At 66.1% G+C, this 21,279-nt stretch carries 20 protein-coding genes; 16 read left to right on the top strand and 4 right to left on the bottom strand.

Annotation, left to right across the window (positions count from 1 at the left end):
* From ACGLHR_RS42770 to crcB, 4 genes are all read left to right on the top strand, one after another.
* Positions 1–1,005: molybdopterin molybdotransferase MoeA (locus tag ACGLHR_RS42770; protein WP_400101949.1), on the top strand; the 1,005-nt coding region annotated here is incomplete at its 5' end.
* A gap of 14 nt (positions 1,006–1,019) precedes the next feature.
* A complete protein-coding gene (gene moaD / locus ACGLHR_RS42765) occupies positions 1,020–1,277 on the top strand; it encodes a molybdopterin converting factor subunit 1 (RefSeq protein WP_318236546.1) in 258 nt (85 codons plus the stop codon).
* 1 nt (position 1,278) lies between these two features.
* Positions 1,279–1,788, top strand: coding sequence for a molybdopterin synthase catalytic subunit MoaE (gene moaE, locus ACGLHR_RS42760; RefSeq protein ID WP_267603507.1), 510 nt, complete (start codon positions 1,279–1,281; stop codon positions 1,786–1,788).
* The gene (crcB, locus tag ACGLHR_RS42755; RefSeq protein ID WP_267603506.1) at positions 1,788–2,168 is read left to right on the top strand and encodes a fluoride efflux transporter CrcB; all 381 of its coding nucleotides are present in this window, start codon (positions 1,788–1,790) and stop codon (positions 2,166–2,168) included. Before moaE ends, crcB begins: the two co-directional genes overlap by 1 nt.
* Here crcB and ACGLHR_RS42750 read toward each other — a convergent pair.
* A complete protein-coding gene (locus tag ACGLHR_RS42750) occupies positions 2,150–3,028 on the bottom strand; it encodes an alpha/beta fold hydrolase (RefSeq protein ID WP_400101948.1) in 879 nt (292 codons plus the stop codon). The two genes, crcB and ACGLHR_RS42750, sit on opposite strands and share 19 nt — an antisense overlap.
* Before the next feature lie 230 nt (positions 3,029–3,258).
* Between ACGLHR_RS42750 and ACGLHR_RS42745 the strand changes: the two genes are divergently transcribed.
* From ACGLHR_RS42745 to clpB, 11 genes are all read left to right on the top strand, one after another.
* On the top strand, positions 3,259–3,864 hold the full coding sequence (locus tag ACGLHR_RS42745) for a TetR/AcrR family transcriptional regulator (RefSeq protein ID WP_267603504.1): 606 nt from the start codon (positions 3,259–3,261) through the stop codon (positions 3,862–3,864).
* Positions 3,861–4,640, top strand: a complete 780-nt coding sequence (locus ACGLHR_RS42740; RefSeq protein ID WP_400101947.1) for an enoyl-CoA hydratase/isomerase family protein — start codon at positions 3,861–3,863, stop codon at positions 4,638–4,640. Before ACGLHR_RS42745 ends, ACGLHR_RS42740 begins: the two co-directional genes overlap by 4 nt.
* 121 nt (positions 4,641–4,761) lie before the next feature.
* Positions 4,762–5,946 (top strand): substrate-binding domain-containing protein, encoded by a 1,185-nt coding sequence (locus ACGLHR_RS42735; protein ID WP_400101946.1) that lies wholly within the window; start codon positions 4,762–4,764, stop codon positions 5,944–5,946.
* Complete coding sequence (locus tag ACGLHR_RS42730; protein ID WP_400101945.1) at positions 5,946–6,791, top strand: ABC transporter ATP-binding protein; 846 nt, start codon at positions 5,946–5,948, stop codon at positions 6,789–6,791. The genes ACGLHR_RS42735 and ACGLHR_RS42730 overlap by 1 nt, the downstream gene beginning before the upstream one ends.
* Complete coding sequence (locus ACGLHR_RS42725; RefSeq protein WP_267603502.1) at positions 6,784–7,521, top strand: ABC transporter ATP-binding protein; 738 nt, start codon at positions 6,784–6,786, stop codon at positions 7,519–7,521. Before ACGLHR_RS42730 ends, ACGLHR_RS42725 begins: the two co-directional genes overlap by 8 nt.
* Positions 7,522–8,119: 598 nt before the next feature.
* Positions 8,120–9,151 (top strand): branched-chain amino acid ABC transporter permease, encoded by a 1,032-nt coding sequence (locus ACGLHR_RS42720; RefSeq protein ID WP_400101951.1) that lies wholly within the window; start codon positions 8,120–8,122, stop codon positions 9,149–9,151.
* A 15-nt stretch (positions 9,152–9,166) separates the two neighbouring features.
* On the top strand, positions 9,167–10,243 hold the full coding sequence (locus ACGLHR_RS42715; protein ID WP_267603501.1) for a branched-chain amino acid ABC transporter permease: 1,077 nt from the start codon (positions 9,167–9,169) through the stop codon (positions 10,241–10,243).
* Between the two features lie 90 nt (positions 10,244–10,333).
* A complete protein-coding gene (locus tag ACGLHR_RS42710; protein WP_400101944.1) occupies positions 10,334–11,881 on the top strand; it encodes a long-chain fatty acid--CoA ligase in 1,548 nt (515 codons plus the stop codon).
* A 113-nt stretch (positions 11,882–11,994) separates the two neighbouring features.
* Positions 11,995–14,160: a D-(-)-3-hydroxybutyrate oligomer hydrolase gene (locus tag ACGLHR_RS42705; protein ID WP_400101943.1), complete on the top strand. Its 2,166-nt coding sequence runs from the start codon at positions 11,995–11,997 to the stop codon at positions 14,158–14,160.
* On the top strand, positions 14,160–15,089 hold the full coding sequence (locus ACGLHR_RS42700) for a MaoC/PaaZ C-terminal domain-containing protein (RefSeq protein WP_400101942.1): 930 nt from the start codon (positions 14,160–14,162) through the stop codon (positions 15,087–15,089). Before ACGLHR_RS42705 ends, ACGLHR_RS42700 begins: the two co-directional genes overlap by 1 nt.
* Positions 15,090–15,287: 198 nt before the next feature.
* Positions 15,288–17,876 (top strand): ATP-dependent chaperone ClpB, encoded by a 2,589-nt coding sequence (clpB, locus tag ACGLHR_RS42695; protein ID WP_400101941.1) that lies wholly within the window; start codon positions 15,288–15,290, stop codon positions 17,874–17,876.
* 172 nt (positions 17,877–18,048) lie between these two features.
* Here the strand turns inward: clpB and ACGLHR_RS42690 are convergent, their stop codons facing one another.
* Positions 18,049–18,435, bottom strand: a complete 387-nt coding sequence (locus ACGLHR_RS42690) for a hypothetical protein (RefSeq protein WP_400101940.1) — start codon at positions 18,433–18,435, stop codon at positions 18,049–18,051.
* A 114-nt stretch (positions 18,436–18,549) separates the two neighbouring features.
* Positions 18,550–19,191, bottom strand: coding sequence for a hypothetical protein (locus ACGLHR_RS42685; RefSeq protein WP_400101939.1), 642 nt, complete (start codon positions 19,189–19,191; stop codon positions 18,550–18,552).
* A gap of 507 nt (positions 19,192–19,698) precedes the next feature.
* Between ACGLHR_RS42685 and ACGLHR_RS42680 the strand changes: the two genes are divergently transcribed.
* A complete protein-coding gene (locus ACGLHR_RS42680) occupies positions 19,699–20,439 on the top strand; it encodes a hypothetical protein (protein ID WP_400101950.1) in 741 nt (246 codons plus the stop codon).
* 156 nt (positions 20,440–20,595) lie between these two features.
* Here the strand turns inward: ACGLHR_RS42680 and ACGLHR_RS42675 are convergent.
* Positions 20,596–21,279, bottom strand: a 684-nt coding sequence (locus tag ACGLHR_RS42675; RefSeq protein ID WP_400101938.1) for an RNA-guided endonuclease InsQ/TnpB family protein, incomplete at its 5' end; no start/stop codon positions are given.

Below are 21,279 nucleotides of genomic sequence, written 5' to 3'. Positions count from 1 at the left end.
CTGCGGGTGGACCAGCGCATCCCCGCCGGCCACGTCGGCACGGCGCTGGCGGCCGGCACGGCGGCGCGCATCTTTACCGGCGGGCTGATTCCGCCGGGGGCCGACGCGGTGGTGATGCAGGAGCAGTGCGTGGCGGACGGCGAGGATGTGATCGTCAATCACACGCCGCAGCCGGGCGAATGGATCCGCCGGGCCGGCGAGGACATCCGCGCCGGCAGCGTGATCCTGCCGGCCGGCACGCGGCTGACGCCGCAGGCGCTGGGCCTGGCCGCGTCGGTGGGGCAGGCGTCGCTGGACGTGGTGCGGCGCGTCAAGGTGGCGGTGTTCTTTACCGGCGACGAGCTCGCCATGCCGGGCGAGCCGCTCAAGCCGGGCGCCATCTACAACTCCAACCGCTTCACGCTGCGCGGGCTGCTGGAAAACCTGGGCTGCGAGATCAGCGATTTCGGCATCGTGCCCGACACCCTGGCCGCCACGCGCGACACCCTGCGCCGGGCTGCCGATGGGCATGACCTGATCATCACCTCGGGCGGCGTCTCGGTGGGCGAGGAAGACCATATCAAGCCGGCGGTCGAGGCCGAAGGGCGGCTCAACCTGTGGCAGATCGCCATCAAGCCGGGCAAGCCGCTGGCGTTCGGCGAGGTGGCGCGTGGCGAGCAGGCACCGGCGTTTTTCCTGGGGCTGCCGGGCAACCCGGTCTCGAGCTTCGTCACCTTCCTGCTGTTCGTGCGGCCCTTCATCCTGCGGCTGCAAGGCGTGCAGGACGTGATGCCGCGCCGCCTGCCGCTGCGGGCCGATTTCGACCTGCCCAAGGGCGACCGCCGCAATGAGTTCCTGCGCGTGCGCATCAACCAGGCCGGCGGGCTCGACCTGTTCCCCAACCAGAGCTCGGGCGTGCTGACTTCCACGGTGTGGGGCGAGGGCCTGGTCGACAACCCGCCCAACCAGCCGATCGCGCGGGGCGATACCGTGCAGTTCATTGCCTTCGACGGCCTGCTGGCATAAGGAGGGAGACCGCCATGAACATCGAACTCCGTTTTTTTGCCAGCGTGCGCGAGCAGCTGGGCCTGGGGCAGGAGCGCGTCGCGGTGCCGGCCGAGGTGGCTACCGTGGCGGACCTGCGCCATTGGCTTGGTGCCCGCGGCGGCGCCTGGGCCGAGGTGCTGGCCGAGGGCCGTGCCTTGCGCATGGCCGTGGACCACGAGGTGGCCAGCCCGGACAGCGTGCTGGCCGATGGCTGCGAAGTGGCGTTTTTCCCGCCCGTGACCGGAGGCTGAGATGAGCGTCAGGGTACAGCGCGAGGATTTCGACCTGGGCGCCGAGGTGGCGGCATTGCGCCGTGACCAGCCGGGCGTGGGCGCGGTGGCCAGCTTCATCGGCACGGTGCGCGACATGAACGACGGCAGCGCGGTCAGCGCGATGGAGCTGGAGCACTATCCCGGCATGACGGAAAAGGCGCTTGCCAGGATCGAGGCCGTTGCGCGGGAGCGCTGGGCGCTGCTTGGCGTCACCATCGTGCACCGGGTCGGGCCGTTGCTCCCGCTGGACCAGATCGTGCTGGTGGCGGTGGCCTCCGCCCATCGCGGCAACGCCTTTGCCGCCTGCGAATTCATCATGGATTACCTCAAGTCCGAAGCGCCGTTCTGGAAGAAGGAGCAGACGCCGGAAGGCGCGCGCTGGGTCGACGCGCGCGTGACCGATGAGTCCGCGCTGGCGCGCTGGGGCATTCGCTCGCTCAATGCCAGCGGCGATACGGAGCAGGCGGAAACCTCGGGTCTGAAGCGCTGATGGGCGCGCTCGGTTTTGTGGCGGTCGGGGTCGGGGCCGCGGTGGGAGCCTGGCTGCGCTGGGCGTTCTCTGTCCTGTGGAATGCCGCCAACCCGGCGTTGCCCTATGGGACGCTGGCGGCCAACCTGGTTGGCGGCTACCTGATCGGGCTGGCGGTGGGATTCTTCGGCACGCATGCGGAGTTGTCGCCCGAATGGCGCCTGCTGGCGGTCACCGGCTTCCTGGGCGGGCTGACCACGTTTTCCACGTTCTCCAGCGAGGTCGTTGGCAACCTGATGGCGGGCGACTATGGCTGGGCGACGGTGCACCTGCTGGCGCATCTTGGCGGCTCGCTGCTGCTGACCGCGCTGGGTCTGTGGACCTATCGGCTGCTGGCCTGAGCGCCAGTTGAATCCAGCCACGCAAGCATCTCCAGCAGCGCTGCGTTGAAGGCAGCCGGCCGCTCCATGTGCGGGGCATGGCCAGTGCCGTCGATGGTGGCAAGGCGGGCAGCCGGCTGCAGCGCCAGCGTGGCCTGTCCCACTGCCGGCGCGTAGAGGCGGCTGCGTTCCCCAACCAGGTGGAATAAAGGCAGGCGAGCCTGGCGCAACGCCGGGCGGTAATCCTGGCGGGCCATGTCTTGCCACAGCGCGGCAAGCGCATCCGGCGCGCACTGCCGCATGATGGCGGCGATATGGCCCGCCTGGGCCGCATCGGGTTTGCTGCCTGCGCTCCACAAGCCGGCGCGCACCGAATCGATCAGGCGGGGCCAGTCCTGGCGCACGTGCGCGGCCATTTGCGCGGCCTGGACGGTGTCGTAGCGCCCGTGCAAGCCATGCGGCCAGTCCGCCGCGCTGACCAGCCGCGGCGTCATGTCGATGGCGCCGATTGCCGCCAGGGGCAGGGCGGGATCACCGCGCATCAACTCCCAGGCCACCATGGCGCCCATCGACCACCCAACCACCACCACGTCCCGCAATCCCAGGTGCCCGATCAGCCCGGCGGCATCGGCGGCAAGCTGCGCAAGTCTGGCTTGTCCGGCATGCGGCAATGCAGCAGACAAGCCATGCCCGGCATGATCCGGGGCGATCACGCGATAGCCGTGGCTTGCCAGCGCGCGCTGGCCATCGAACGCCTCGCCGGATAGCGACCAGCCGTGCAGCAACAGCAGTGCACGCCCGCTGCCGGCCTCCCGCCAGCCGGGCCGGGAACCGGAGGCAGGGTGCGTATCGAAGGCGGGGGCGGCCTCGACGTTAGTCATCGCGTGTGAAGCATCCAATGGCGCACTTCCAGTCTGGGCGTCTGGCCCCGGCCACGTGCTTGGCCAAAGCTCCGGGTAAGCCATGTATTGACATACGGATCGCTAACTTTATATCATGAAACATGAATCAGTTATCATGTTTTGAGGTGAGCCGGAGGGGACGGTTTCCGCGGTGCAATGCCGCTGCTTGACTGCCGTTTTCCGGTCTGACCAGCCACCGCGGAGCCCCGATGTCCCTTACCGAATCCGGCGTAAGCCAGCCCAAGACCGCGCGCGGCCAGAAGACCCGCGAAGCGCTGCTGCGCGCCGCCGAGAAAGTGTTCGGCGAGAAGGGCTACTACGTGGCTTCGATCTCCGAGATCACGCAGGAGGCAGAGGTGGCCATGGGCACCTTCTACCTTTACTTCAAGGACAAGGAAGACATCTTCCGCGCGCTGGTGCAGCACATGCTGGAACTGGTGCGGGCCCATCTGCGCAAGCACGTGGGGCAGGCGCAGACGCAGATCGAGGCCGAGCGGCTGGGACTCAAGGCCTTTCTCTCGTTTGTCGCGCGCCACAAGAATTTGTACCGCATCGTGCTCGATTCCTACTCGGTGGACGAGACCATCTACAGCAGCTATTTCCAGGTGTTCGCCGATGTCTACAGCCGGCGCCTGGGCAAGGCTGAGGAGCAGGGCGAGATCTCGCCGGGCGACGCCGAGGTGCGGGCGTGGTGCCTGATCGGCATCAGCAATTTCCTTGGCATGCGCTATGCGCTGTGGAAGCGGCCGGCGTCGATGGACAAGGTGGTCGACACCGCCTTCGACATGATCTCGCACGGGCTGGCGGCGCGATGAGCGCGTTGGTGCTGGTCGAGCGTGTTGGCAGCACGGCGGTGCTTCGGCTCAATCGCGCCGAGCGGCACAACAGCCTGGTGCCGGCGCTGCTCGAACAACTGCTGGCCGCGCTGGGGAGCCTGGAGGCGGACCCGGATGTGCGCGCCGTGGTGCTGAGCCATGCGGGGCGCTCGTTTTCCACGGGCGGCGATGTCGGCGCGTTTGCCGCCTTCGGGCCGCAGAGTGCCGAGCTGGCGCAGTATGCGCAGCGGCTGCTCGGCCTGCTTAACGCAGCCATCCTGCGCCTGGCAGCGCTGCGCTGCCCGGTGATCGCGGCGGTGGAGGGCTGGCTGACGGGCGGCTCGCTGGGGCTGGTGCTGGCTTGCGACATGACGGTGCTGGGCGAGGGCACGCGCATTGCGCCGTACTACACCGTGGTGGGCTTCAGCCCGGACGGTGGCTGGACCGCGATGCTGCCGCAGTTGATCGGCGCGGCGCGGGCGCGGGCGATCCAGCTAGAGAACACCACGCTGACGGCCAGCCAGGCCACGGCGCTAGGCCTAGCCACGCATCTCGCGCCAGCCCGCGAAGCCGAGGCGATGGCCCTGTCGCTCGCGGCCGGGCTGAAGGACAAAGTACCCGGCAGCGTGGCGCAGACGCGCGCGCTGCTGCGCTGGGATGCGAACGCGCTGGCCGTTGGGCTTGAGCGCGAGCGCGAGGCGTTCGTGGCGCAGGTGACGAGCGCCGAGGCTGCGGCAGGCATGCGCCGCTTCCTCGGCGACGCGCACGCGCGCTAAGGCAGCAAACGGAAAGGCAGGACGGGAAGGACCGCTGGACGGAGCGCAGGAAAGCGAAGCAGCAACAAGCAGGCAGGATCTGCACTTGCAACGACAAGAGACACCCTTAGAGGAGACAAGAATGCAATTCAAGCACCAAGCCGCTGGCGCCATCGCGCTGGCCAGCCTGCTGGCCGCCGGCGGCGCCCTTGCCAAGGACATCCGCATCGCCCACGTCTACGACAAGACCGGGGCGCTCGAGGCCTACGCCAAGCAGACCCAGACCGGGCTGATGATGGGGCTGGACTATGCCACCAACGGCACCATGATGGTCAACGGCAACAAGCTGGTGGTGCTGGAGAAGGACACCCAGGGCAAGCCCGACGTGGCCAAGGCGCAGCTTGCCGCGGCGTATAGCGACGATCGCGCGGACATCGCCGTGGGGCCGACGTCCTCCGGCACGGCGCTGGCGATGCTGCCGGTGGCCGAGGAGTACAAGAAGATCCTGCTGGTGGAGCCCGCCGTGGCGGATTCCATCACCGGCGAGAAGTGGAACCGCTACATCTTCCGCACCGGCCGCAACTCGTCTCAGGATGCCATCTCCAACGCCGTGGCACTCGACAAGCCCGGCGTGCAGATCGCCACGCTGGCGCAGGACTACGCCTTTGGCCGCGACGGCGTGAAGGCCTTCAAGGGCGCGCTCAAGAACGCCAAGATCGTGCACGAGGAATACCTGCCGACCAACACCACGGACTTTACCGCCGGGGCGCAGCGCCTCTTCGATTCGCTCAAGGACAAGCCGGGCCGCAAGATCATCTTCATCATCTGGGCGGGTGCCGGCAACCCGTTCAAGATTGCCGACCTCGATCCCAAGCGCTACGGCATCGAGATCGCCACCGGCGGCAATATCCTGCCGGCCATGAGCAACTACAAGAACTTCCCCGGCATGGAAGGCGCGACGTACTACTACTTCGGCATTCCCAAGAACAAGGCCAACGAGTGGCTGGTGTCCAACCACTACACCAAGTTCAAGGCGCCGCCCGACTTCTTCACCGCCGGCGGCATGACGGCCGGCATCGCGCTGGTCGAGGCGCTCAAGAAGACCAATGGCGACACCAGCACCGAGAAGCTGATCGGCGCGATGGAGGGCATGTCGTTCGAGACGCCCAAGGGCAAGATGACCTTCCGCAAGGAAGACCACCAGGCGTTGCAGTCGATGTACCACTTCAAGATCAAGGTCGATCCCGCGTTCGCCTGGGGCGTGCCCGAGCTGGTCCGCGAGATCAAGCCGGAAGAAATGAACGTGCCGATCCGCAACAAGCGGTGATGACAGTGGGCGCCGCTTCCATCGATACAACGGCAGCGCTCTCGCGGGCGGTGGCAGGGCCGCCCGCGCTCGAGACGCGCGATCTCACCATCCGCTTTGGCGGCCACGTGGCGGTCAACGCAGTGTCCTGCGCATTCTGTCCGGGCGAGCTGACCTGCATCGTCGGCCCCAACGGGGCCGGCAAGACCACGTACTTCAACCTGATCTCGGGCCAGTTGCCGCCCAGCGCCGGGCAGATCCTGCTCGGCGGCGAGGACGTGACGCGCCTGCCGGTGCCGCACAAGGCGCGGCGCGGTATTGGGCGCGCGTTCCAGCTGACCAGCCTGTTTCCCAATCTGTCCGTGTTCGAGAACGTGCGGCTGGCGGTGCAGTCGCGCCGGCGCATCGGGCTGGATTTGTGGTCCGTGTGGAGCGCAAACCGCGCGGTCCGCACGGAGGCCGAGGAATGTATCGAGCGGGTGGCCCTGGCCGACAAGCGCCACCTGCCGGTGGCCTCGCTGCCGCATGGCGACCAGCGCAAGCTGGAGGTGGGCATCTTGCTGGCGCTGCAGCCGCGTATCTTCATGTTCGACGAGCCGACCGCCGGCATGAGCGTGGATGAGGTGCCGGTGATCCTGGGCCTGATCCAGGAGATCAAGCGCGACAAGAGCAAGACGGTGCTGCTGGTGGAGCACAAGATGGATGTGGTGCGCTCGCTGGCCGACCGTATCATCGTGCTGCATAACGGCAACCTGATGGCCGATGGCGACCCGGCCGAGGTGATCTCCTCGCCGATCGTGCAGCAGGCATACCTGGGCATCGCTGCCGACGACGAGAGCGCGCAGCAGGAGGGCAGTCATGGCTGAAGGATCGGCAGCACCCATCCTGAGCCTGGATAGCGTGCAGACGCATATCGGGCCGTATCACATCCTGCATGGCGTGAGCTTTGCGGTGCCGCGCGGCGGCGTGACCATGCTGCTGGGGCGCAACGGTGCGGGCAAGACCACCACGCTGCGCACCATCATGAACCTGTGGCAGGCGAGCGAAGGGCGGATCGCGTTCGACGGGGCCGACATCACGCGCCGCGGCACGCCCGCCATCGCGCAGGCCGGCGTTGCCTATGTGCCCGAGAACATGAGCGTGTTCTCCGAGCTGACGGTGGCCGAGAACATGCGGCTGGCCGCGCGCAGCGGCGCCATTGACGGGCAGCGGCTGGACTGGGTGTTCCGCATGTTCCCCGCGCTGAAGATCTTCTGGCACCAGCGCGCCGGCGTGCTGTCCGGCGGACAGAAGCAGATGCTGTCGGTGGCGCGCGCCATCATCGAGCCACGCAAGCTGCTGATCGTGGACGAACCAACCAAGGGCCTGGCGCCGGCCATCATCCAGAACATGATCACGGTGTTCCGCGAGCTCAAGCAGACCGAGGTGTCGATCCTGCTGGTGGAGCAGAACTTCCACATGGCAAAGTCGGTGGGGGATACCGTTGCTGTGATGGACGACGGCCGCGTGGTGCATACGGGCAGCATGGCAGCGCTGGCAGGGGATGAAGCCTTGCAGCAGAGGCTGCTGGGCTTGTCGCTGGCGGCGCATCAGTAGGGAATGGTTTGCTCCCCTCTCCCACGCAGTGGGAGAGGGGAGCAAACCGGCGGTAGAGTCAAAGCATCACTCGGTGTAGCCGTGATTTCCGCCCCCAGGCGGAAATCACCCACTCGCGATGCGAAGCGAGCCGTGAAGGTTTGAATCTCCCGTTATGGGGCGCCTCGTCGGCAGGCCAAAAGAGCGGAAAAGAGGAGGCCATGTTTGAGTATCGCCTTAAGGCGATGCGAGTTTGGCCTCCGGCCGCTCTTTTGGCCTGCCGACGAGGAGTCTTTCGCCCCATCCGGGTCGCCTTCTTTGCCTACTTTCTTGGCGAGACAAGAAAGTAGGTCGCCTCCCCGCAGGGGAGGTGAAACTGCCTTTGACTTTAAGCTTTTGGCCTTTTGGCCTTTTGACGTTAAAGCAGTCGAATTTGCAGTGAAGCAGCGCAGATGGTGAACAACTAAGCGTTCGAGGGCCAATGCCCGCCCTCTCCCCGGCCCCACTTGACACGGTGCTCTCCCACTACGTGGAAGGGGGGAGCGAACAATCGAAGAATGAAGCGCGGCGGCACGTGCTGCCGCCCATGACCAAACAAGACATCGTCAGGACCGAGACAATGGCGAGTACAAGCTCCTTACCCACCACCCCGGCGGCGCCGGCCGACCTGCCCAAGGTCCGGCTCGACTGGACCCCGCTGGCGCTGGCCCCGCTGCTGATGCTGCTGGCCTATCCCCTGATCGGCAGCGGCTCGACCTGGCTCACCCTGACCATCGCCGGCCTTGCCATGGGCATGATCGTGTTCGTGGTGTCGTCGGGCCTGACGCTGGTATTCGGCCTGATGGACGTGCTCAACTTTGGGCACGGCGCGTTTATCGCGCTGGGGGCCTATGTGGCGGCATCCGTGCTGCTGCCGCTGGGCGCCTGGGTGGAGGCCGACAGCCTGTGGCTCAACCTGGCGGTGTTCGGCCTTGCCATCCTGGCGGCGATGGTGGCGGCGGGCGCCATCGGCTTCCTGTTCGAGCGCATCGTGGTGCGCCCGGTCTACGGCCAGCATCTGAAGCAGATCCTGATCACCATGGGCGGCATGATCGTGGCCGAGCAGCTGATCAAGGCGATCTGGGGAGCGGAGACCATTGCGCTGCAGGTGCCCACGACCTTCCGCGGCGCGGTGCTGCTGGGCGACGCGGCCATCGAGAAATACCGGCTCATCGCCGTGGTGCTCGGGCTGGTGATCTTCATCTCCATGGTGCTGGTGCTCAACCGCACGCGCATCGGCCTGTTGATCCGCGCCGGCGTGGAGAACCGCGAGATGGTGGAGTCGCTCGGCTACCGCATCCGGCTCTTGTTCATCGGCGTGTTCGTGGTGGGGGCAGGGCTTGCCGGCATGGGCGGCGTGCTGTGGGGGCTGTACCAGCAGAACATCACCGCGTCGATCGGTGCCCAGGTCAATGTGCTGATCTTCATCGTGATCATCATCGGCGGGCTCGGCTCCACCACCGGCTGCTTTGTCGGTGCCTTGCTGGTGGGCCTGATGGCCAACTACACCGGCTTCCTGTTCCCCAAGGTAGCGCTGTTCTCGAACATCCTGCTGATGGTGATGATCCTGCTGTGGCGTCCGCAGGGCCTTTACCCGGTAGCCAAGCGCTGAGCGCCGAGGAAAACCATGACCCGACTGCTTTCCGGCGACCTGCCAAGAAGCCGCGTGCTGACCGTGATCCTGTTGGCCATGCTGCTGGCGCTGGCGTGCGCGCCCTTCCTGTTTCCCGGCGCGCGCGCGCTCAATATGGCCGCCAAGATCTGCATCTTCGTGGTGCTGGTGGCCAGCTACGACTTGTTGCTCGGCTATACCGGCATCGTCTCCTTTGCCCACACCATGTTCTTCGGCATCGGCGGCTATGGCGTGGCGATTGCCATGTCGCGGCTGGAGCCGGGGTGGGGCGCGCTGGCGCTCGGCACGCTGGGCGCGCTGCTGGTGTCGATGCTGCTGGCCTTCCTGATCGGGCTGTTCTCGCTGCGGGTCCGGGCGATCTTCTTTGCCATGATCACGCTGGCGGTGGCCACCGCCTTTGCCACGCTGGTGTCGCAGCTCTCCGAGTGGACCGGCGGCGAGGATGGCATCAGCTTCAAGGTGCCGGAAGTCTTCACCCCGGGCTTTTCGCTGGGCGACGCCGAGTGGCTTGGCGTGCCGCTCAACGGCAAGCTGTTTTCCTATTACTTTGTGTTTGCCAGCGCGCTGCTGCTGTTCCTGCTGCTGTTGCGCGTGGTGAATTCGCCGTTCGGCCGGGTGCTGCAGGCGATCCGCGAGAACGATTTCCGAGCCGAGGCCATCGGCTACCGCACCGTGGTGTACCGTACCGTGTCCACCGTGCTGTCGGCCGGGTTTGCCACGCTGGCCGGGGTGCTGATGGCGCTCTGGTTGCGCTACAACGGCCCGGACACCTCGTTGTCCTTCGAGATCATGGTCGACATCCTGCTGATCGTGGTGATTGGCGGCATGGGCACGCTGTACGGCGCGTTGATCGGCACCACGCTGTTCCTGGTGGCGCAGACCTACCTGCAGGACGTGATGAAGCTGGCGAGCGATGCCACCGCGGCGATCCCGCTGCTGTCTGGGCTGCTGCATCCGGACCGCTGGCTGCTGTGGCTCGGCCTGCTGTTTATCCTCAGCGTGTATTACTTCCCGCAAGGCATCGTCGGCCGGCTGCGTGGCGATCGCTCGGAGCACGAGGTGGCGTCATAGGGCGCTAGCACCAGGCAGCAAGCGGCATGCAGCCACAAGAACGATCAAAAGCGCTATAACAAGAACATCCACAATCGGAGATTCCCGACCATGTACGTAGTCGACTGGCTGCACAAGAATGCCCTGCATACGCCGGACAAGGTCGCGCTGGTCGACGTGGAGAGCGGCCGCACGGTGACCTACCGGCAGTTCGACGAGCGCGCCAGCCGCTTCGCGCAATACCTGAGCGAGCGCCTGCGGCTGGCTCCCGGGGCCCGCGTGGCCGTGCTGGCCCACAACAGCTCGGACTATTTCGAGATGCTCTATGGCTGCGCCAAGGCCGGCATGGTGATGGTCTGCCTGAACTGGCGGCTGCCGGCGGCGGAACTGCTGCCGATCCTGCGCGACTGCTCGCCCGATGTCCTGGTGGCCGGCGACGGCTTTCTCGCAACCGCAGCCGCGCTTGCCGACGCCTTGCCGCTGCGCGCGGTTTTGCACCTGGCCGACGACGAGAGCGCGGACGTGCCCGGCGGCTGGACCGAGTACGAAGCGATGCTGGCGGGCAGTTCCGGCCGCGTCATCGAGATGCCGTGCCGCGACGAGCACGAAGTCTGGCACCTGCTTTATACCTCGGGCACCACGGGACGGCCCAAGGGCGTGATCCAGACCTACGGCATGGTCTTCTTCAATGCCGTCAACGCCATGCTGGCCAACAAGATCACGCGCGACGACGTGTTCCTGAACGTGCTGCCGTTCTTCCATACCGGCGGGCTGAACCTGTATGCCAATCCCATGCTGCATGCCGGCGGCACGGTGCATATCATGCGGCAGTTCGACCCCGAGGTGACGCTGCGCAAGCTCGATGCCAGCGCCGGGGAGGGCATCACCATGTTCTTCGCCGTGCCCGCGGTCTACCTGTTCCTGAGCCAGCATGCCGGCTTCGCGGCGGCGGATTTTTCCCGCGTGCGCAATATGGCCGCGGGCGGTTCCGCGGTGCCGCGGCCGCTGCTGGAGGCCTACCTGGCCAAGGGCGCGACGATCTGCTTCGGCTTTGGCATGACCGAGACCGGGCCGACCGTGTTCGTGTGCGACGAGGCCACGGCGCGCCGCAAGATCGGCACTATCGGCAAGCCGGTCGGCTCCATGCTGACACGGGTGGTGGATCCGCAGGGCCGCGACGTGGCGCCCGGCGAGCGCGGCGAGTTGCTGATCAAGGGGCCGGGCGTCACGCCTGGCTACTGGAACCTGCCGGAGGCGACCGATGCCGCCATCCGTGGCGGCTGGCTGTACTCCGGCGATATCGCCTACATGGACGAGGAGGGCGATTACTACATCGTCGACCGCGCCAAGGACATGTTTATTTCGGGCGGCGAGAACGTCTACCCGGCCGAAGTGGAGAATGTGCTGTTCCAGCTTGCTGCGGTATCCGAGGCCGCAGTCATCGGCGTGCCGGACGCGCGCTGGGGCGAGGTCGGCATGGCGCTGGTGGTGGCAAAGCCCGGCATGGCGCTCGATGCCGAAGGCGTGCTCGCGCATTGCCGCGCCGCGCTGGCAAGCTACAAGGTGCCGCGCCACGTGCGGATGATCGAGGCGCTGCCGCGCACGCCGTCCGGCAAGGTGGAAAAGCACAAGCTGCGTGCACGCTTCCAGTCGCAGTGAAGGCGGTGCGCAGTGTGATGTCATGCAGTGGCAGTCTCGTGAATTTCTCGTATCCGTATTGCGTTCCGATAGATCCAGCATGCCAATCCAGCATGCAATAAAGGGGGCACAACATGCTGCGCGGACTTGCAGGACATAGCGGTTTGACCCTATACGGCGCGCGCCTGGCGCTGGCAGGGGCGGCAGGCTTGCTGCTGGCGGCGTGCGGCTCGGGCGATAACAACGCCAGCAGCGGCAACACCAATCCCAATACCAAGCCGGCGAACATCGGCACGGTCACGATCAAGAACTACGACGGCAACACCGACGACCTGCTCACCGCGGGCCTCGGCAAGGACGGCCTGGGCTCCGCCACCCAGCCGCTGCCGCTGAACCCGGCCGCGCCCACGGCGGCCGAGTTGCGCCGGTACGCCATCTACACCAACTACCGCGCGCTGGTGGATACCACGGCAGGCGGTGGCTACGGCTCGCTGTACGGCCCCAATGTGGACGCGCAAGGCAACATCACGACGGGGCAGGGCAAGGTCGCCGGGCGCGAGTACCTGGCCTTCTCCGACGATGGCAGCGGCCAGCAGAACGTGACCATGCTGGTGCAGATTCCCGACAGCTTCAATGTGGCCAAGCCGTGCCTGATCACCGCCACATCGTCCGGCTCGCGCGGCGTCTATGGGGCGATCTCCACCGGCGAGTGGGCGCTCAAGCGCGGCTGCGCCGTCGCCTACACGGACAAGGGCACCGGCGCCGCGCCGCACGACCTGGATACCGACACCGTTGCGCTGATCGACGGCACGCGCGCTAGCCGCGCCGCGGCCGGCACCAATGCGCAGTTTGCCGCCCCGTTTCCCAACACCAGCCTGGCCGCGTTCAAGGCGCTGGCGCCGCACCGCCTGGCGTTCAAGCACGCGCACTCCCAGCGCAACCCCGAGAAGGATTGGGGCACGTTCACGTTGCAGGCCGCCGACTTCGCCATCTGGGCCATCAACGACCGCTTCGGCAACGTTGCCACGGATGGCACGCGCCAGCGCAGCCTGGGCCCGGACAAGGTCGTGGTGATCGCTTCCAGCGTTTCCAACGGCGGCGGCGCGGCCATTGCCGCGGCGGAGCAGGACACCCAGGGGCTGATCGACGGCGTGGCGGTGGGCGAGCCGAACCTCAACCTGCCTGGCAACACGGGCGTCACCGTTACGCGCGGCGGCGTGCCGGTCAGCAAATCCGGGCGCCCGCTGTATGACTACACCACCACGGCCAACCTGCTGCAGCTCTGCACCTCGCAGGCGACCGCGCTGGTGAACGCGCCGGGAGTGGCGCTGTACGCGCTGCCGACCGTCGGGCTGGCCCAGCCTGCGCTCAACCGTTGCCAGTCGCTGGCCAACGCGGGCCTGGTGACCGGGCCGGATGCCGCCACCCAGGCCGCCAGCGCGTTGCAGGCGCTGCACGCATTTGGCTGGGAGCCCGAGTCCGACGCGCTTCATCCCTCGCTGGCCCTGTTCGAGGTGGCCAACGCGGTCTCGGTGACCTTCGCCAACGCGCTCGCGCGTGCTGCCGTGGCGGATCGCCTGTGCGGCTTCAGCTTTGCCGCTACGGGCACGGCAGTGCTGACGCCGGCGGCGATTCTGCCAGCCACGCTCAATGTGCTGTACGCCACGGGTAACGGCGTGCCGCCGGCGGCCGGCGTGCAACTGATCAACGATAACAATCCCGGCGGCCCGCTGCGCGACATCTACTCCCAATCGCCGAGCAACAATGTGGCTGATGCCAACTTCGACGGCGCCCGCTGCCTGCGCGGGCTGCTGACGGGCACCGGCGCGCAGGGCCAGGCGCTGCAAGCGGGCCTGGCCCAGACGCTGCGCTCGGGCAACCTGCACGGCAAGCCGGCCATCATCGTGCATGGCCGCAGTGATGCGCTGCTGCCGGTCAACCATACGTCGCGGCCGTATCTGGGCTATAACCGGCTCCAGGAGGGCGGCGCCAGCAAGCTCTCCTACGTCGAAGTCACCAACGGCCAGCACTTCGATAGTTTCATCGGCGCGGTAGCGGGCTACGACAATCGCTTTATCCCGCTCCACGTCTACCTGAACCGGGCGCTCGACGCGGTCTACGACAACCTGACCACCGGCCGCGCGCTGCCACCTTCGCAGGTGGTGCGCACGGTCGCGCGCGGCGGCACCGCGTCGCCGGCACCCGCCATCCTGCCCGCCAATTTGCCGCCGTTTGCCGCCACCCCGGCCGATGCGGACCGGATCACGGTCAACGGCAGCACCGTAGAGGTACCCAACTGATGAAGGCATCCCGCCCACGCGTCCTGACGCAAGAAGATTTCGACCGCTTCGCCTCAATCTCGCGCGATGACAACCCCATCCACTGCGATCCGGCGTTCGCCAGCACGACGCATTTCGGCGCCACGGTCGCGCATGGCATGTTCCTGTTCTCGCTGCTGTGCGCGCAGATGCAGCGCAGCACCCCCCGGCCGGTGCTGCCGATCGCGCAGACGCTGATGTTCCCGCGGCCCACCTTCGTCGGCGACGGCGTGGCCGCCGTGCTGGTGTTGAACGAAACGCCCGGCCGCGACCGGATCGCGCTGGACACCTCGATCCGCTGCGTGCAGCGCGGCCGCAACCGCACACCCGCGACGGATGAGCAGATTACGGCACAAGGGGATGCGGTGCTGCTGGTCGACGCCAGCGCGGAATCGCTGGCCGAGGCGCAGCGCCAGGATGCCGACGAGGTTGGGCACTCCGCCGGGCACCTCGTGGCGCAGCCGGCCGGCGAGCGTACGCTCTATCACCTGAGCGTGGGCCAGGAGGCTTCGGCGATACGCAGCTTTAGTGCGGGTGATATCGATGAATACGTGGCGTTGACCGATGATGGCAGTGCCCTCTATACCGACCCGGTGTTTGCCCACAGCCGCGGCTTCGAGGGCACCATCGTGCCGCTGCCGTTGCTGGCCGGCATGTTCTCGGACTTGCTGGGCACCCGCTTGCCGGGCCGCGGCACCGGCTGGATGAAGCAGTCGCTGCGGCTGCGCTCGCCGGCGCGGCTGGGCGAGCTGCTGACCGCTTCGGTGCGCATCGTGCGCCTGCGCCGCGACAAGGACCTGGTCAACCTGGCTACGGTGGTCACCGGCGACGATGGCCGCGTGGTGCTGGCCGGCGAGGCGCTGGTGCTGGTGCGCAACCTGGAGGACAAGCGGTCGCTGGCGGCCGCCTGAGGCTGCTGGGGTGGCCAAGCCGCAACGTATTGCCTGCGCCACATCAAGGGCCGTGCAGTCAGGCCTTGAAATGTAGGCGCAAAGCCTTATCTTTCGATCAGACACCAGTGTCCGGCCCGCGTTGCGGGATCGGCAGGTTGGGGCGTAAGCGCCCCGCCTTCCGCATCAGGACACTCATCCGAAAAAGAGGGCTCCTAATTGCGACTTGACAAACTGACTACCCGATTCCAGGAAGCGCTGGCTGATGCCCAGAGCCTGGCGATCGGCAACGACAACCAATACATCGACCCGCTTCACGTGCTGCGCGCCTTGCTGGCGCAGAACGACGGTGCCGCCCGCGCGCTGCTGGCGCGCGCCGGCGTCAACGTCGGCGGCCTGACCACCGCGCTGGATGCCGCCATCAAGCGCTTGCCGCAGGTGCAGGGCACCAGCGAAGTCCAGGTCGGGCGCGAACTCAGCGCACTGTTCAACGCCACCGAGAAAGAAGCCATCAAGCGCGGCGACCAGTTCATCGCCAGCGAGCTGTTCCTGCTTGCGGTGGCCGATGACAAGGGCGAGGCTGGCCGCATCGCGCGTGAAAACGGCCTCTCGCGCAAATCGCTCGAGACCGCCATCGAAGCCGTGCGCGGGGGCGATTCGGTCAACAGCGCCGACGCCGAAACCCAGCGCGAAGCGCTGAAGAAGTACACCGTGGATCTCACCGAGCGCGCCCGTATCGGCAAGCTCGATCCCGTGATCGGCCGCGACGACGAAATCCGCCGCACCATCCAGATCCTGCAGCGCCGCACCAAGAACAACCCCGTGCTGATCGGCGAGCCGGGCGTGGGCAAGACCGCCATCGTGGAAGGCCTGGCCCAGCGCATCGTCAATGGCGAGGTGCCGGAAAGCCTCAAGAGCAAGCGCGTGCTGGTGCTCGACATGGCCGGCCTGCTGGCTGGCGCCAAGTACCGCGGCGAGTTCGAGGAACGCCTCAAGGCCGTGCTGTCGGACATCGCCAAGGACGAGGGCCAGACCATCGTCTTTATCGATGAGCTGCACACCATGGTCGGCGCCGGCAAGGCCGAGGGCGCCATCGATGCCGGCAACATGCTCAAGCCCGCGCTCGCGCGCGGCGAGCTGCATTGCATCGGCGCGACCACGCTGGACGAATACCGCAAGTACATCGAGAAGGACGCCGCGCTGGAGCGCCGCTTCCAGAAGGTGCTGGTCGACGAGCCAAGCGTGGAGGCCACCATCGCCATCCTGCGCGGCCTGCAAGAGAAGTACGAGCTGCACCACGGCGTGGAGATCACCGACCCGGCCATCGTCGCCGCGGCGGAGCTGTCGCATCGCTATATCACCGACCGCTTCCTGCCCGACAAGGCCATCGACCTGATCGACGAAGCCGGTGCGCGCATCAAGATGGAAATCGACTCCAAGCCGGAGGTGATGGACAAGCTCGAGCGCCGCACCATCCAGCTCAAGATCGAGCGCGAGGCCGTCAAGCGGGAAACCGATGAAGCCTCGAAGAAGCGGCTTGAGCTGATCGAGCAGGAAATCGGCCGCCTGGAGAAGGAATACGCCGACCTCGAAGAGATCTGGAAGGCCGAGAAGGGCGCCGCCCAGGGCGCAGCCGCGCTCAAGGAAGAGATCGACAAGATCCGCCTGGAGATCACGCGCCTGCAGCGCGAAGGCAAGCTCGACAAGGTGGCGGAGCTGCAGTACGGCAAGCTGCCCGAGCTGGAAGGCAAGCTCAAGGCTGCCACGGTCGCCGAAGCCAGCGAGCAAAAGCAGCCCAACAAGCTGCTGCGCACGCAGGTGGGCGCCGAGGAAATCGCCGAAGTGGTGAGCCGCGCGACCGGCATTCCGGTGTCCCGGATGATGCAGGGCGAGCGCGAGAAGCTGATCCATATGGAGGACTACCTGCACCGCCGCGTGGTGGGCCAGGACGAGGCCGTGCGCCTGGTGTCGGACGCCATCCGCCGCTCGCGCGCCGGCCTGTCGGACGAGAACAAGCCCTACGGCTCGTTCCTGTTCCTCGGCCCAACCGGGGTGGGCAAGACCGAACTGTGCAAGGCGCTGGCCGAGTTCCTGTTCGATTCGCAGGACCACCTGATCCGCATCGACATGAGCGAATTCATGGAGAAGCACAGCGTGAGCCGTCTGATCGGCGCGCCGCCGGGATATGTGGGCTATGAAGAGGGCGGTTACCTGACCGAGGCCGTGCGCCGCAAGCCGTACAGCGTGATCCTGCTCGACGAAGTCGAGAAGGCCCACCCGGACGTCTTCAACGTGTTGCTGCAGGTGCTGGACGATGGCCGCCTGACCGACGGCCAGGGCCGCACGGTGGACTTCAAGAACACGGTGATCGTGATGACCTCCAACCTGGGCTCGCACATCATCCAGGCGATGTCCGGCGAGCCGCACGAGGCGGTCAAGGGCGCGGTATGGCAGGAAGTGAAGACGCATTTCCGGCCCGAGTTCCTGAACCGTATCGACGAGGTGGTGGTGTTCCATTCGCTCGACCAGCAGCATATCGAGTCGATCGCCCGCATCCAGCTGGAGCGGCTGACGGCACGGCTGGCGCGCATGGACATGACGCTGGAGGTGAGCGAGGCAGCGCTGGCCAAGATCGCCAGCGCTGGCTACGATCCGGTGTTCGGGGCGCGTCCGCTCAAGCGCGCGATCCAGCAGCAGATCGAGAACCCCGTGGCGCGCGCCATCCTGGAAGGCAAGTTCGCCGCCAAGGATGTGGTGCCGGTGGATTACCGGGACGGGGAGTACACCTTCGGTCCGAAGGTTCACTGAGGCAAGGCGTAACGCCTGGACACCCAGGCACCTGGACGCCAAAACGAAAAACCGCCCCTTTGCCGGGGCGGTTTTTCTTTGTAATCAACATTAATAAAATGCGGTCCGGACCGTTGCAATCGCGCCACCTTCGGGTCGCGCCTGCATCACATGCCTCTCGGAACCCCGAACCTTAGCGCCGATACGGGTAGGGGTGATGGTAGGCATACCAGTCGCGGCGGCCCCACCAGCGGCGTCCGTCCCAGTAGCGCTCACCGTGCCACCCGATCACCACCGCAGGCGCCACCACCACCGGCGGCCCATACCCGGGAGGCGGCCCATATACCGGAGCCGGCGCTGGATAGGCCACGGGCGGCGGGGGCGCAGGATAGGCCGGCGCCTGGTAAACGGGCGCCGGATACACAGGTTCCGGATACACGGGCGCCGGATAGGCCGGCGCCACCACCACCGGCGCAGGCACGCCGATATTCAGGTCCACATCGACGCGTGCCAATGCGCTCTGGGAGGCCGCCAAGGCGAATGCTCCCAGGCCCAGCGCGTAGAAGTAACCATGCTTCATGTCGATCCTCGTCTTGCAGTAGCAATAAGCTGACTCTAGCCAAGCCGCCGCGCTGCCGGGGATTACAACTGTAACGATATTTCACGGCGTGCCGGGCGCCAGGGGCATCAGGCATCAGGCAGAGCGCTCGTTCCTGAGGCGATACAGGGGCATCAGCTCCCTCACGCAAGCGTCCGACGCCGATTTGCTTTCCACCTTGATCGCGCGGGTCACGGCATCCTTGATCCGGCCCAGCCCACCTTGCTCAAGGAAGGCTTTCAATGCGGCGTTCTCCATGAACCGGTTGAATTCCAGCAGGTCGGCACCCGTAATGCCCGCCTCGGTCACTTCCTTGCCTGATAGCGCCGCGTCCTTGGTCTTGCGCCCGACCGGCGAGCCAAGCAAGCGCGCAAGCCGCATCGCCAGTCCGGCATCCTGGATCTCGGGTGCCAGGGCAGGCCGCACTACCGCCTCGACCACTTCGGGCGAGAGCTTCGCGCGGGCGCATTGCGTGTAGCGCTCTTTGGGGATGGGCCCGATTTTCGCCGGCAGCCTGGCAAAGGCCTGGTCCAGGCCAGCCGCGAGGATCGCGCCGATGTCAAACGCCCGGATCAGCGCCGTGACGGCTTCATCGTAAGTCGGGGGGAACAACTGAGGTGGCTCTGTCGCGCGCTCTTCGATGCTTAGCGTGGGCTGCTCGGCCAGGGGCCCCGCCCAACCCTCGTGGCTGTGGCCGAGTGCCAGCGCCAGTGCGACTGCCAGAAGTATCGCCGGCAAGCTTGCTGGCTTCCCGAGTGGTATTCGGGCGGCAACGCCATGTGGAATCTTGCCAAGGGAAACGGCAAGCCCTGGGTGAGCGCATCGGGGACATTCGTTCATGTTTTGCGCCGGCTCGTCTGGGTATCTCCTGCGGATTATGCCGGGATTCGGCGCGTTCAGTCCGCCCGTGCCACGCCGCAAAGCGCCATCAGGCCGCAGGTCCGGGCGCGCGTGGTATGGAAAACGTCGCGTCCAAGATGGACGGAGAAAACACTTCGCTCTACCGCACGGGCATACACGCCAGGAGCCTGGACAGCCGCCATCATCCCAGCCGGGACTGGCTCGGGGGATTCACAACGCAGCAGTGTGCACTTGCCTCATACTTTCACATGAGAAAAATAGCAAGGCATACGGGCGGATGATGTGGTAGGTGTTCTTATCGCCATGGTACACATCAGCGACCAAAAGTGGCCGACGCGCTACGATCCGCTACATTACCGAGGCAGCCGCATTACACTGGTCCAGATGAGCCACCGCCCTCAACAGCATCAAGTACGAGACTTCCTCACTTCCTATTTCTGGAGTGGCGACGCCATCCGCAGTCGACGCGTGAGTGACATCGTGCTATCAGGCACGGTCGACGTGCCTGTGCCCCCTGCACGTCTGATTGCGGATTGGGCAAGGGAGACATCGTCCCGCTTGGTCCTGGAACCCGGGGATGTCGAGGCAATGCCTTTGGCACGAGCGCGAGCGCGCTGGCCGGACTACAGGCGCTGCGTGCAGGCAGTGTCCGATTGGGCGTGCGCGCTTGGACTGCCTGGGGTGCTCGCCTCCAGTGACGTAGCCCTCATGGCCTGCCGCGGCGCGAAGTACCACCATGACGGTGCGCAATATGGCGGTGCGGCCTTTTGCAATCTATTCCTGAGCGAGGACAGGGGGCAGGACTTGCATTTTCCCTCTTTGGGTCATCGAATCCCCCTGACCCGGGGTACGGCTGTGATATTCGATACTTGCCAGCCTCATGGCGTAATTCAACGCCGCAGCAGCGGCTTTAATGTGGCCGACTTCCCGCCCGACCAGGATTGCACCCAACTATTCCTGACCTGGGAGCTTCCCATCGAAGATGCCAATGTTGGGCACGCACTTAAGGTTGCCTTCGACATCGCCCCTTCGATCTCATTGCAACTGAATGAAGAGCAAGTCTGGCTGAACGGTGCAAGGGCCAGTGTGTGCCCAGAGTCTGGTCGGTGGTGCCGGGCCGACTAATCGTGGTGTCGCCGGTCGAGGCGCACTCGGTGACCTATTACATCGTCGATTGAACCCTGTGCCGGACCGCGCAATCTGGCACAGTGCATCAGCCCTTGACATCCTCCCCTCCTTCGGCCTGCGGCCGCCGCCTTTCGGCGGAAAGCGAGGGGATTCCTACGGCGCTACGCAGATGTTTTGCGTAGCCGCTTCAGTGGGTTCCTGCTTCATAGAGCGGCCTGACTGCGCCGGCTCTCCACAGGCTGCAACGCGGTGTCCCCGCGCCAGAACGGTAATCGCGCCGACCAGGTCGGCATGCTCCTCGAACCCGCACGCCACACAGGCGAACCGAGCTTGTGTCTGTCGGCTCTCGGCAGACACATGACTGCAACGCGGACAAGTCTGGCTGGTGTGCTGCGGCGGCACCGCAATAAGCCAGCCGCCATTCCACGCCAGCTTGTACTCGAGCTGGCGACGGAACTCGAACCAGCCTTGGTCGAGGATGGATTTGTTCAGGCCAGACTTGGCCCGAACGTTCTTACCCGGCGCCGCGGTGCTTCCCGCTGCAGACCTGGACATATTCCCCACCTGCAAGTCCTCGATGCACACCATCGCGTGGTTTTGGCTGATCGTGGTCGTGGCTTTGTGCAGGTAGTCGCGGCGGGCATTGCTGATGCGGGCGTGAATTCGCTGGACACTGGCTTTCGCCTTCTTCCAATTGCTGCTGAACTTTGTCTTGCGGCTCATTGCGCGCTGGTAGCGGCGCAGACGGGCCTCGTGCTTCTTGAAGCTGTTGAGCGGCGCGAGGTAGGTGCCATTGCTGAGCGTAGCGAAACGGGCAATGCCCATGTCAATCCCGAT

This window comes from Cupriavidus sp. CuC1, assembly GCF_044627735.1.
GTDB classification, from domain to species: domain Bacteria; phylum Pseudomonadota; class Gammaproteobacteria; order Burkholderiales; family Burkholderiaceae; genus Cupriavidus; species Cupriavidus ulmosensis.
Note: the sequence above shows the minus strand (reverse complement) of the source record. Positions and strands in the feature narration are given on the sequence as shown.